The organism is Gymnodinialimonas sp. (assembly GCF_059726805.1).
Genome location: NZ_AP041059.1, coordinates 666,700 through 678,658, shown reverse-complemented (window position 1 = coordinate 678,658; position 11,959 = coordinate 666,700). Strand labels below are relative to the sequence as shown.

The window sequence follows — 11,959 nt, the reverse complement described above, 5'->3', positions numbered from 1 at the left end:
TGATCCACACTAGGCGAAGCGCCGTAACACGAATAAGCTGATCGCGAACGACCACGCACTTGTGACAGTCTGTCCGGTGGAGGATGCGCTTACGGGCGCTACTTATTGCCAGACAGATTGCGTGGAATGACCGTGACGGCAAACGAAAACTCAGAAGCGCTATGGGTCGCGAAGATGGCGGCCATTGCGCAGGACCAGGATCAGTCCGCCTTCGCCGAGATTTTTCGGCACTTCGCCCCTCGGGTGAAGGCGTTCCTGATCAAATCCGGGGCTGATCCCAGCCTCGCTGAAGATTGTATGCAGGATGTCATGGCCACACTTTGGCGCAAAGCACATATGTATGACCCGGCACGCGCCTCTGTGGCGACGTGGATCTTCACGATTGCCCGCAACCGTAAAATTGACCTCCTGCGCCGCTATTCCCGGCCTGAGCCGGAAGAGCTGCCCTGGGGCCCCGAGCAAGGCCCCGACCAGGCCGACGTCATCGCGCTGCAACAGGACACGACACGCCTTGCAAAGGCGCTTGCCACCCTGCCCGAGAAACAGCGGGACTTGATCAAGCACGCCTACTACGGCGACCTCACCCATTCCGAAATCGCGATAGAAACCGGTTTGCCCCTTGGCACAATCAAGTCGCGGATTAGGTTAGCCCTCGATCGACTTAGACACTCGATGAATTGAAACGCTTTAAGAACGACAGATTGAAATGACCGACACACACCACTCCGTCCCCGACGATATGCTGATGGGCTATGCGTCCGGATCGCTTGCCAAGGCCTTTGACCTTGTGCTGGCGACCCACGTCTCGCTCAGCGATGACGCCCGCGCCCGGCTCGAGACGTTTGAGGCGCTCGGCGGCGCCGTCCTGTGCAGCATGGACACCGCCGAGGTGGCCGAGGATAGCCTGGAACAGACCCTGGCCAAGATCCGCGGCAGCGCCCCGATTGAACGCCCCGCACCGTCGGTGGGGACCTTCCCCGCACCCCTGCAGGCGATGGTTGGCGGCGATGAGGATGCCGTGCGCTGGCGCTCGGTCGGTCGTGGCGTGAAGCAATGCATCCTGCACTCGGACGAGGGCGGCACTGCCCGCCTCCTCCTGATCCCCGCCGGCAAGGCGATGCCCGCCCACAGCCACCACGGGACTGAGATGACACTGGTCCTCAAAGGCGCCTTCCGCGACGAAGACGGCGTCTTCGCCCGCGGTGATCTGGAACTGGCCGATGCCGACACCAATCACCAGCCCGTGGCCGAACCCGGCGAAGATTGCATCTGCCTGGTCGCCACCAACGCCAAGCTGAAGTTCCAGGGCCTGCTGCCGCGCATCGCGCAACCCTTCGTGGGCATCTGACCCCAGGCGCCAACCCGTCTTCAACGCCGCTCCCCCGGGGGCGGCGTTTTGCGTGGACCCCTTGCCAGCGCCCCGGATTTGCGCGACCGAGGGAGGCGAAGCTGCCACCGCAAAGCGCCCCATGACCCTGACCCTGCAAGATCCCCCCCTCCCCAGCCTCGCCCGGTTCCGGGCCCTGCGCGCTTACGGCGCCAAGGAAACCATGCTGCGCCGGATGGAGCTGGACCTGATCCGCACCCTGGACCTTCAGGGCGAGGTCCTGGATTTCGGCGGTGGCACCACCACCAATTACGCGCCACATCTGGCCAAAACCGCCACCTACCGCTCGGTCAACATCAACGAGGAGTTCAACCCCACCGATCTGGTGCAGGTGGGCGACCCCATCCCCTTCGCCGATGCCCATTTCGATGCCGTGATTACCTTCAACGTGCTCGAACATATCTACGACGACACAGCCTCCCTGCACGAGGTCACGCGGGCCCTCAAACCCGGCGGCACGCTCCATATCATCGTGCCCTGGATGTACCCCGTCCACGGCCACCCCGATGATTTCAACCGCCACACGCCGTCGTGGTGGGGCACCACCCTCGACGGGCTCGGGTATGAAGAAACCACCCTCCTGCCCCTGGTTTTCGGCCGCCGCACCTCGGCGCTGATGATCAAGGGCCGGGGCGATAAGGCGATCCGGGGGATTGTGGAAACCGGGGCCGCCCTCTTCGATATCCTGGAGGCCCGCGCGCGGTTTGCCGGAAAATCAAACTACGCGGGCCGCCGGGGCGAAACTGTCTGGTCCTCGGCGCCGGGCTGGTACATCCGCGCCCGCAAAGCCCCATGAGCAAGTTCGGCCCCTCCCGTGGCGAGTTGAAACTACGCCTGGCCATCAGCCTCGGCGGGCTGGCGCTGCTGATCGGTGCCTATGCGAGCCACGGGATCTCTGGTATCGCATCGCTGGAAATCGCGATCATCGGCGGGGCGTTCTTTGGCGGCTCCGCCCTGTGGTCGGCCTGGCAATTGCGAAAGGACCCGCCTGAATGAGTACCGGTCAAATCATCCGCCTGGCGCTGCAAGCGCTCGTATTCATCGCCTGGGCCTTCCTGATGTTCCGCACCCTGATGACCCTGCGCGCGCGCCAGGCCGATCAGGGCGGGCCACAGATCCCCACCGTGGGCGGCTTCTCGGGCCAGCTGAAATACTGGCTCACCAGCGAGGAGGACAAAAGCGAGCGCAAGACATTGTTCTTCCTCACCTTCGTGCTGATCGCCATGAACGCGATGAACATCCTGACGGCTCCATGACGCCTGAGCCTGCGACGTCCGGGCCTGTCACGTCAGATTTCACCTACAGCCCGCCCGACACCCCGCTCGATATTCTCCATGAGGATCACGAGCTGCTTCTGGTCAACAAACCCGCAGGCCTCCTCTCGGTGCCCGGCAAGGGCGACCACCTGGCCGATTGCCTGATCGCGCGGCTGCAAGTGGCTTTCCCCGAGGTGCTTCTGGTCCACCGCCTCGACATGGACACCTCGGGGGTCATGGTCTTCGCCCGCACCCCCCACGCCCAACGCCACCTGGGCCTGCAATTCGAGAAACGCCACACCAAGAAAGCCTACGTCGCCCGGGTCTGGGGCGAAGTTACGGAGAGGGAAGGCCACATCGACCTGCCCCTGATCGTCGACTGGCCCAACCGCCCGCTGCAACATGTGAATTGGGACACCGGCAAACCGGCCCAGACCGACTGGCGCCGGATGCGCGTGGAAGACGGCACCACAAGGATGCGCCTCTTCCCCAAAACCGGGCGCTCGCACCAACTCCGCGTCCACATGCGCGAAATCGGCCACCCGATCCTGGGCGATCCGTTTTATGCCACAGGCCCCGCCCGCGATTTCCCGCGCCTGATGCTCCACGCCGAAAGCCTGAAACTCCGCCACCCCGATGGCGGCATCGGCATGACCTTCCGCGCCCCGGTGCCGTTCTGACGCACCGCCCCCAACCGCGCGCTCCCTTTCATCTTGCCAAATACAACTCCCCGCCCCCTGCCCGACAGGCGGCTTCGCCGCCGTAAGGGGAGGCGTCCCTCCACCAGCCCCCCGCGCCGTCACCTCAAACCGAGCGCCCTACGGGAGGGCGGGAGGGGCGACGTTTGCGCTTTTTGCTTCGCAAAAAGCCGCAAACCAGCGTCTCCCCGCCCGCCCCAAACACCCCGCAAAAGAAAAGGGGCCGCGCCCGCAGCCCCTCTCTCTTCTCCCGCGCAAAACCTTTCCAAAAGGTTAACGCGAAACTGAAAATACATACTTATCCGACGCTTACGCAGATGCTCAAGCTTGATCACCCCCAGCCGGACACGGCCTTGGTCTCCAAAAACTCATGTAGACCAAACCGCCCGCCCTCGCGTCCGTTCCCCGATTGCTTGTACCCCCCAAACGGAGAGCCCTGGGCAAACCCCTGCCCATTGCCTTCCACCATCCCGGACCGCAGCTGCCGCGCCACCCGCCGCAGCTTTTCCACGTCCCCGGTCTGCACATAATTCGTCAGCCCGTACTCGGTATCATTGGCAATCGCCACGGCCTCGTCCTCCCCGTCAAACGGCATGATCGACAGGACCGGCCCAAAGATCTCCTCGCGGTAGATCGTCATATCCGGCGTCACGTCGGCAAAGACCGTCGGGCGAATATAGTAGCCCCGGTTCAGGTTCTCAGGCCGCCCCACACCGCCCGCAATCAGCCGGGCACCCTCGTCGATCCCCACCTGGATCAGATCCTGGATCTTGTTGAACTGCACCTCGCTGACGGCCGGCCCAATGTGCCGCCCCTCTTCCGAGGCTGGCCCCACAGTCACCTTCGCCGCCGCCTCCGCCGCCTGCTCCAAAGCCTCATCATACCGAGACCGCTCCACCAACATCCTTGTGGGCGCATTACAGCTCTGGCCCGTGTTCCGGAAACAGCGGATGACGCCCTGCTTCACTGCCTTCTCATCGGCATCGGCAAAGATGATATTCGCTCCCTTGCCGCCCAACTCCAGCGAGATCCGCTTGATCGTCTCGGCCCCGGCTTTCGAGATCAACCGCCCCGCCCGGGTGGAGCCCGTGAAGCTCACCATGTCCACGTCCTTATGCGCCGACAGCTGGCTGCCCACGCCCGGACCGTCCCCGTTGACCATATTGTAGACGCCCGCGGGCACGCCCGCCTCGTCCATGATCTCGGAAAACAAGATGCCCGACAAAGGCGCGATTTCGGATGGTTTCAGCACCATCGTGCAACCGGTCAGCAGTGCCGGAATGACCTTCAGCACGATCTGGTTCATCGGCCAGTTCCAGGGCGTGATCAGCGCGCAGACGCCAATCGGCTCATACACCGTCCGCTCCCCCGGCGCCCAGTCGCCCAGGGGATGATCCCAGACAAAATCCTTCGCCGCGCGAATGAACCCCTCCAGGTGCCAGGACCCCGCGCCCACCTGCTGTGCCCGCGCCAGATCCTGGGGCGCGCCCATCTCTTTCGAGATCGCCTGGGCCATAGCCTCGGACCGGGCCTTGTAGACCTCCAGCACCTTTTCCGCCACGGCGATCCGCGCTGCCGGATCGCTCACGCCCCAGCTTGCGAACGCCCGGCGCGCAGCAGAAACCGCCGCATCGGTATCGGCCTGATCCCCGAGCGAGATTGTTTCGCAAACCTCTTCGGTCGACGGGTCGATGACCGCCAGATCGCGGGCCTGTACCGGGGCCACCCATTTGCCGTCGATGTAGAAGTTCTTTGCGTTGCTCATGGAAGCCTCCCGTCTGTTTCGCGCGGGACCGTGACAGCGGACGCGCCAAGGCGCAAGTCCCGCCGGACCATCGCGCGCGCCCGCCGCAGAACACCCGTCCGCGCAGGCGCCCCTGCGCGCAATCGATCCTCTTTTCTGTGATGCCCTCCCTGACAACCCGCATCGAAATGCTTAGGTTTCGCAGTGACATCGATTCTGACGGCAAAAAGGAGAGCACCCCATGGGCCTGCGCATCAATGACGAGATCCCGAACATCACGGTCGAAACCGACCACGGCACCACAACGCTCCACGATTTCGTGGGCGACCAATGGGCGATCCTGTTCTCCCACCCCAAGGACTTCACGCCGGTCTGCACGACTGAATTCGGCGCCGTGGCGCAGCTGGCCGACGAATGGGCGGCGCGGAACACCAAGGTCATCGGCGTCTCGGTTGATGGCGTGGAAGAGCACAAACGCTGGAAGGGCGACATCCAGTCCGTCGCGGGCGCCGAGCCGACCTTCCCGATCATCGCAGACCCCGGCCTTGAGGTCTCCAAAGCCTTCGACATGCTGCCCGCCGAGGCCTATCTGCCCGACGGGCGCACCCCTAATGACACCGCCACGGTGCGGTCCGTCTTCATCATCGGGCCCGACAAGAAGCTGAAACTGACGATGACCTACCCGATGAACGTGGGCCGCAACTTTGCCGAGGTTCTGCGCGCCCTCGATGGCCTGCAGACGGCGGCGAAAGAGAACGTGGCAACCCCCGCCAACTGGGTCCCCGGCCAGGACGTCGTCGTGCCTGTCGCCGTGTCCGATGAAGACGCCATCGCGAAATACGGCAGCATCGATACCAAGCTGCCCTATCTGCGGATGGCGAAGCTTCCCGGGTGAAGGGACGCAGAGCGGGTTTCACCCCCCGCACCAAACACAAAAAGCCCCGGCCAATCGGTCGGGGCTTTTTTTGCGATTTCTGGCATGCGGCCCGGGGCCACCCGTAGGGTGCACATTCATGGTGCACCCATGGCCGATCAGCTGTGCAGGATCGCCCGGCTGCCAGTGCGGATATTGTCGGCCAGCTGGATCACGTGATCATTGACCAGACGCACACAGCCCGACGAGGCAGAGGTGCCGATGGACCAGGGCTGCGGCGTGCCGTGGATACGAAGGTAGGTGTCGCGGCCCCCGGCATAGAGGTACAGCGCCCGGGCACCCAGCGGGTTGTCGGGGCCGCCGGGCACGCCTTCGGCGTACTGGGCGTAGACCTCGGGCTCGCGGCGGATCATGTTCGCGGTGGGCGTCCAGGAGGGCCACTCGGCCACGCGCTGGATGCGGAAGTTGCCGGGCTGGTAGAGACCCGCACGGCCCACGGCCACGCCGTAACGCATCGCGGTGCCGCCCTCTTCGATGTGATACAGGAACCGGGCTGTCGGATCGACGTGGATGTCGCCGACACGCAGGCCGCCGTTGGCCGCCACGCGTGTGGGCATGAAACGCTCATGCAGACCCCAGGGGTTCGGGCCGGTGTTGCCCGCAACGTCCAGGGCCTCGTCAATCTCGATCCCCACGGCATCCTGCGCGAAAGCAGGCGCAACAAGCGCGCCTGAGAACAGCGTCGTGGTGGTGGTGATAAAATGGCGGCGCGTCAGCATTGTTTTCGGTCCTAAACGGTCGTCGTATGGAATCAGTAGCCCTAATGTCTCAACCGTGGGGCCTGTGGACAAGTCCCCACGGCGTCGCTTTTAGTCACATCTGCGTAAGGAAATCCTGCACCCATTGGGCCTTTGCCGGTTTTTTCGGCAAATCTTGGCAAAATCGACACGCTGACGCGCGCTTTGGGGCGGGTAAACAGGCCGTGATGCACGCTGCCAAACCGCGCTGCGTCCTTGCGCTTTGCGGATTAGGCAAACAGAGTTGGCCATGGAACACGGCACCTCCTCCCTCGAAATCGTCCTGCTTGGCGTGCTGATCTGCGCGGTCGCCTATGCGCTTTTGACCCGGGCAATCTCAAAGACGATCCTGACGCTGCCGCTGATTTTCGTGGCCCTCGGCTACCTCTGCGCGCCTGTTACGGCGTCGCTCGGGACGACGGAAGACCTGCGCGGCTCTGCCCGGCTTCTGGCCGAGATCACGCTGGTCCTGATCCTGTTCGCCGACGCCAGCCATGTGCGGTTTGCGCAGTTGAGAACCAGTTTCACGCTGCCCCTTCGGATGCTGATCCTGGGGATGCCCGGCACCATCGCGCTTGGCACCTTGGTGGTCTTCACGATCTTCCCCGAAGGCGGCCTTGCCCTCGCGCTGTTGACCGCCGCGCTGCTGACCCCCACCGATGCCGCCCTTGGGCAAACCGTCGTTTCCAGCCCCGACGTGCCTGCGCATCTGAGCCAATCGATCAACGTAGAAAGCGGGTTGAACGACGGCCTGGTGCTGCCCTTCGTGCTGTTGGGCGCGATCATGGCGTCCTCGGCGATGCAGGGCACCGAGGGGTTGGCGCTGATGGCGGTGACGCAGATTATCCTCGGCCCCTTCGTTGGCATTGCGGTGGGCTGGGGCGTGGCGCGCGCCCTGGATCTTGCCCAGAAGCGCGCGTTGATCGTGGAAAGCGCCCAAGGGGTCGTGTTCATCAGCACGGCCCTGATCAGCTTCCTCGCCGCCGAATTGATCGGCGGCAACGGCTTCATCGCGGCCTTCGTGGCGGGCGCCGTCTTCGGCAACACCTACCGCCACGACATCCACTTCATCCGAGAGTTCATGGAGGGCACCGGCCAGCTTCTGACCATGTCCGCCTTCCTCGTCTTCGGGGCGCTGATGTTGCCCGACGGCCTGTCCCACTTCACCTGGTCCACCGGCCTCGTGGCGTTATCGATGCTGACCCTCGTGCGGATCGTGCCGATCTTCCTGTCGCTCGCAGGCACCGGCTTGCCCGCGCGCGAGAAACTGTTCCTGGGCTGGTTCGGCCCCCGCGGCCTCGCCTCGATCCTGTTCACCCTGATCATGATGGACGAGTTCGAATTGCCCGGCGAGGAAGAGCTTCTGGCCTGCGTCTCCCTCACCGTCGCGTTGTCGGTCCTGCTCCACGGGGTTAGTGCAACGCCGCTGGCCAAGCGCATCGGGCGGGGGTAGCGGCTGAGGCGTCAGGCGAAAGACTATGCGTTAGGGGCTGGAGGCGCGAGGTTAGCTTCGCCCGGTGTAAGCTTTACGAAACTGTGCCTCCTTCAATTGAGAAGTGTCTTTAGTTTTTCTAAGAGTCGATCCAAATCGGATTCAAGTCCACCGTCAAACTCATGGACGTCAAATAGTGGGCCAGAAACCAAGGGTGGATAAATATAAAGCTCGAACCGGCCATCAAAGACCTCAATATCTACCAGCGGGTCTTTCCACGACAGTATCGTAGTTTCCCAGAAACCACGCCCGGCGGATTTCGGCATCAAATTGAGAGGCCTAAGAATTCTCAGTAAAGACTCCGCATTCTTCTGGGAAGCAATTGTAGGAGCGGATCTACCGCCCCAGTCTACTTGGACGCCATCCCAAATACTGTCGTCTTCGGACAACCCGTTCCTACTGCACATGAGATTTGTCCGCTCTTCTTCAAGCATTCCACCATCAACAACTGTACTTAATCGACTGGCATTTGTCTTGGTACTGAATGACCACAATGGGCCAAAATCCAAACTTTGACACACCACAAAAAAGGCCTCAGCGTTTCCGCCGGGGCCTTTTCCAATTCCATCGGGCGCGGGGTTACTCAGCCGCGACGCCCTCTTCGCCGGTCTCCTGGTTGACCATCTTCATGGCCAAACGGACCTTGCCGCGATCGTCGAAGCCAAGCAGTTTGACCCAAACCTCCTGGCCCTCGGAGAGGACGTCAGAGGGGTGGTTCAGACGCTCGTTCTTGATCTGGGACACGTGCACTAGACCGTCGCGCTTGCCGAAGAAGTTCACGAAGGCGCCGAAGTCGACGATCTTCACGACCTTGCCCTTGTAGATCTTGCCCTCCTCGGGCTCGGCCACGATCGAGTGGATCATGTCGTAGGCCTTCTTGATCGAGTCGCCATTGGGAGACGCGATCTTGATGATGCCTTCGTCGTTGATGTCGACCTTGGCGCCGGACACTTCCACGATCTCGCGGATGACCTTGCCGCCGGAGCCGATCACTTCGCGGATCTTGTCGGTGGGGATCTGCATCGTCTCGATGCGCGGGGCATGCTCGGAGAATTCACCCGCTTCGGTGGCCGCTTTGGCCATCTCACCCAGGATATGCAACCGGCCTGCTTTCGCCTGCTCCAGCGCCTTCTCCATGATCTCCTGCGTGATGCCGGCGACCTTGATGTCCATCTGCAGGGACGTGATGCCCGCTTCCGTTCCAGCCACTTTGAAGTCCATGTCGCCCAGGTGATCTTCATCCCCCAGAATATCCGACAGGATCCCGTAGGAGCCGTCTTCCTCCAGCACCAGACCCATGGCGACGCCCGCAACGGCGGCCTTGAGCGGAACGCCCGCGTCCATCATCGACAGAGAGCCACCGCAGACGGAGGCCATCGAAGACGAGCCGTTGGATTCGGTGATCTCGGACACCACGCGCACGGTGTAGGGGAAGTCGGTTGCCGCAGGCAGAACCGCCTGAAGCGCACGCCACGCCAACTTGCCGTGGCCGATCTCACGACGGCCCGGAGGGCCCACGCGACCGGCTTCACCCACCGAATAGGGGGGGAAGTTATAGTGCAGCAGGAAGTTGGATTTGAAGTTGCCGTGCAGCGCGTCGATGAACTGCTCATCGTCTCCGGTGCCCAGAGTGGTCACGCAGAGCGCCTGGGTTTCACCGCGCGTAAACAGGGCCGAGCCGTGGGTCCGGTTCAGGACCTTCGTCTCGGACACGATATCGCGGATCTCGTCCAGCGCGCGGCCATCGATGCGACGGCCATTCTTCACGACGTCAGAGCGCAGAACCGTGGACTCCAGCTTCTTCAAAGCCGCCGACAGGTTCGGGTCTTCCAACTGCTCTTCCGAAAGGCCTTCCTTCACGCCTTCCTTCACAGCAGCAACCGCTGCCTGACGCTCCAGCTTGTCGGAAATCGCATAGGCTTCGCGCATCTTCGCCTCGCCCGCTGCCTGAATGGCGGCAAAGAGCTCGGAATAATCGGGCGCCTCAAAATCGAAGGGCTCTTTCGCGGCGTCTTCGGCCAGATCGATGATCAGGTCGATGACGGGCTGGATGCTGTCGTGGGCGAACTTCACCGCACCCAGCATCTCGGCTTCCGAAAGCTCATAGGCTTCCGATTCCACCATCATGACGGCATCTTTGGTGCCTGCAACAACCAGATCGAGGCGCTGATCGGGGTTGTTGCGCAGATCGTGCATGTCGTCGATCTCGGGGTTCAGGATGTATTCGCCATCCTCAAAGCCGACGCGGCACCCAGCGATCGGGCCACGGAACGGCGCGCCGGAAATCGTCAGCGCAGCCGACGCCGCGATCATCGCGACCATGTCGGGGTCGTTGACCAGATCGTGGGACAGCACGGTGCACATCACGAGGGTTTCGTTCTTGAAACCGGGGACGAACAGCGGGCGGATCGGACGGTCGATCAGGCGGGCTGTCAGGGTTTCCTTCTCGGTGGGCCGCGCCTCACGCTTGAAGAAGCCGCCGGGGACCTTGCCCGCGGCGTAGTATTTTTCCTGGTAATGCACGGTCAATGGGAAGAAATCCATTCCGGGCTTTGGGCTTTTGGCGAACGTCACGTTGGCCATGACGCTGGTTTCCCCCAGCGTCGCAATCACGGAGCCGTCAGCCTGACGGGCCACACGACCGGTTTCCAGTGTCAGCGTCTCTTCGCCCCACTGGATCTCTTTCTTAACAATGTTGAACATCTAGTTTCCTATTCGAGGGCTCTCGCGGCCCCTGCCGCGTCCCTCATCCATATGGCGGCCCCATTGCCGCCGACCCCTGTCCTTTGCGAACGCCGGGATCAAAGCGTGTCGTCACAGATGTGAGGGCGCATACAGGACTTTGCCCGCTTTGCAAAGCCATGCCCTTTGCAAGGGGCAATATCTCGCGATAGCGTTTCCCGATTAATTTGAGAGGAAGTTTCTATGTCCCCTGCATTCCGGGCCCTTCTTGTGGCTGCAATCGCCAGTATTCCAACCACTGCCCCCGCCCAAGCCGTCGATGGCGCATCGGCCACGTGGCGCGCCCTTCCGGCGGTTGGCCGCTTTCTGCGCATGTCGCCAACCTATGACCTGCTCACACCGCCGTCTGGCGTCTCAGCGGGTGCCGCATCCGGCGGAGGTGGGTTTCGAGCTGATCTGGTGGAGCGCGCAAACCCTGCTTGCACCATCCGCGTGCAGGCCGGGTGGGTCCTCCAAGGCATACCTGTCGATGCCATCGGGCCCGTGATCCGTCAGGGGACCACCTTCAACGCTGGAATGAGCGTTGAGATCATCCAGGATGAGGCCTGCCTGCACCCCATCCGCGCCAACGTCACCGTGCGCCCGCTTGATGGCGTTTTGGGGTGCCAGGGGATCAACATGCCCTGGGCACAGCCTGCCTCCCTTCGCCTGATCCACTGGGCCGAAGGCGGCCCCGGCTATGTCGAGGCCACGGCTGAGGCCTTCCGAAACCGAGCAGAGGCGTTCGCCGAAACGACTCTTCGGGTAGACGACACGCGCACCGCTGGCGGTCACCATTACAACGCTCCCAGCGGCATCTTCCTAGCCCTGTTCTCCGTTGGGGATATGACCGGCGAAGCATGCTATCCCTTCGCCGTAAGCCAATAGACCCACGAGGGTCCCTGACCAAACCACAAACGCAAAAGGGCCGCCCAGTTCGGCGGCCCGACACCAATTCAGCTTGATTGGAAAGCGCCTTGGATCTGCGGG

The 11,959-nt window shown here is 62.7% G+C and carries 13 protein-coding genes; 9 read left to right on the top strand and 4 right to left on the bottom strand.

Annotated elements, in window-relative coordinates:
* Positions 1–126: 126 nt before the first annotated feature.
* The 6 genes from AC6I9R_RS03405 (at position 127) to AC6I9R_RS03380 (ending at position 3,323) form a co-directional block, all read left to right on the top strand.
* The gene (locus AC6I9R_RS03405; RefSeq protein ID WP_461429168.1) at positions 127–681 is read left to right on the top strand and encodes a sigma-70 family RNA polymerase sigma factor; all 555 of its coding nucleotides are present in this window, start codon (positions 127–129) and stop codon (positions 679–681) included.
* 25 nt (positions 682–706) lie between these two features.
* A complete protein-coding gene (locus AC6I9R_RS03400; RefSeq protein WP_461429167.1) occupies positions 707–1,348 on the top strand; it encodes a ChrR family anti-sigma-E factor in 642 nt (213 codons plus the stop codon).
* Between the two features lie 121 nt (positions 1,349–1,469).
* A complete protein-coding gene (locus tag AC6I9R_RS03395) occupies positions 1,470–2,183 on the top strand; it encodes a class I SAM-dependent methyltransferase (RefSeq protein WP_461429166.1) in 714 nt (237 codons plus the stop codon).
* The gene (locus AC6I9R_RS03390) at positions 2,180–2,383 is read left to right on the top strand and encodes a hypothetical protein (RefSeq protein ID WP_461429165.1); all 204 of its coding nucleotides are present in this window, start codon (positions 2,180–2,182) and stop codon (positions 2,381–2,383) included. The genes AC6I9R_RS03395 and AC6I9R_RS03390 overlap by 4 nt, the downstream gene beginning before the upstream one ends.
* A complete protein-coding gene (locus AC6I9R_RS03385) occupies positions 2,380–2,643 on the top strand; it encodes a hypothetical protein (RefSeq protein WP_461429164.1) in 264 nt (87 codons plus the stop codon). Before AC6I9R_RS03390 ends, AC6I9R_RS03385 begins: the two co-directional genes overlap by 4 nt.
* Positions 2,640–3,323 carry an RluA family pseudouridine synthase gene (locus AC6I9R_RS03380; protein WP_461429163.1) on the top strand — a complete coding sequence of 228 codons (684 nt, stop codon included), beginning with the start codon at positions 2,640–2,642 and terminating at the stop codon, positions 3,321–3,323. Before AC6I9R_RS03385 ends, AC6I9R_RS03380 begins: the two co-directional genes overlap by 4 nt.
* A 349-nt stretch (positions 3,324–3,672) precedes the next feature.
* Here AC6I9R_RS03380 and AC6I9R_RS03375 read toward each other — a convergent pair whose 3' ends face one another.
* The gene (locus AC6I9R_RS03375) at positions 3,673–5,106 is read right to left on the bottom strand and encodes an aldehyde dehydrogenase family protein (RefSeq protein ID WP_461429162.1); all 1,434 of its coding nucleotides are present in this window, start codon (positions 5,104–5,106) and stop codon (positions 3,673–3,675) included.
* A gap of 220 nt (positions 5,107–5,326) precedes the next feature.
* Between AC6I9R_RS03375 and AC6I9R_RS03370 the strand changes: the two genes are divergently transcribed.
* On the top strand, positions 5,327–5,980 hold the full coding sequence (locus AC6I9R_RS03370) for a peroxiredoxin (protein ID WP_461429161.1): 654 nt from the start codon (positions 5,327–5,329) through the stop codon (positions 5,978–5,980).
* A gap of 137 nt (positions 5,981–6,117) precedes the next feature.
* Here the strand turns inward: AC6I9R_RS03370 and AC6I9R_RS03365 are convergent, their stop codons facing one another.
* A complete protein-coding gene (locus AC6I9R_RS03365) occupies positions 6,118–6,738 on the bottom strand; it encodes a L,D-transpeptidase (protein ID WP_461429160.1) in 621 nt (206 codons plus the stop codon).
* A gap of 268 nt (positions 6,739–7,006) precedes the next feature.
* Between AC6I9R_RS03365 and AC6I9R_RS03360 the strand changes: the two genes are divergently transcribed.
* Positions 7,007–8,209 (top strand): cation:proton antiporter, encoded by a 1,203-nt coding sequence (locus AC6I9R_RS03360; protein ID WP_461429159.1) that lies wholly within the window; start codon positions 7,007–7,009, stop codon positions 8,207–8,209.
* A gap of 92 nt (positions 8,210–8,301) precedes the next feature.
* Here the strand turns inward: AC6I9R_RS03360 and AC6I9R_RS03355 are convergent, their stop codons facing one another.
* Positions 8,302–8,682, bottom strand: coding sequence for a hypothetical protein (locus AC6I9R_RS03355; protein WP_461429158.1), 381 nt, complete (start codon positions 8,680–8,682; stop codon positions 8,302–8,304).
* 145 nt (positions 8,683–8,827) lie between these two features.
* Positions 8,828–10,951 carry a polyribonucleotide nucleotidyltransferase gene (gene pnp, locus AC6I9R_RS03350; protein ID WP_461429157.1) on the bottom strand — a complete coding sequence of 708 codons (2,124 nt, stop codon included), beginning with the start codon at positions 10,949–10,951 and terminating at the stop codon, positions 8,828–8,830.
* Between the two features lie 222 nt (positions 10,952–11,173).
* Between pnp and AC6I9R_RS03345 the strand changes: the two genes are divergently transcribed.
* On the top strand, positions 11,174–11,857 hold the full coding sequence (locus tag AC6I9R_RS03345; RefSeq protein ID WP_461429156.1) for a hypothetical protein: 684 nt from the start codon (positions 11,174–11,176) through the stop codon (positions 11,855–11,857).
* Positions 11,858–11,959: the final 102 nt, after the last annotated feature.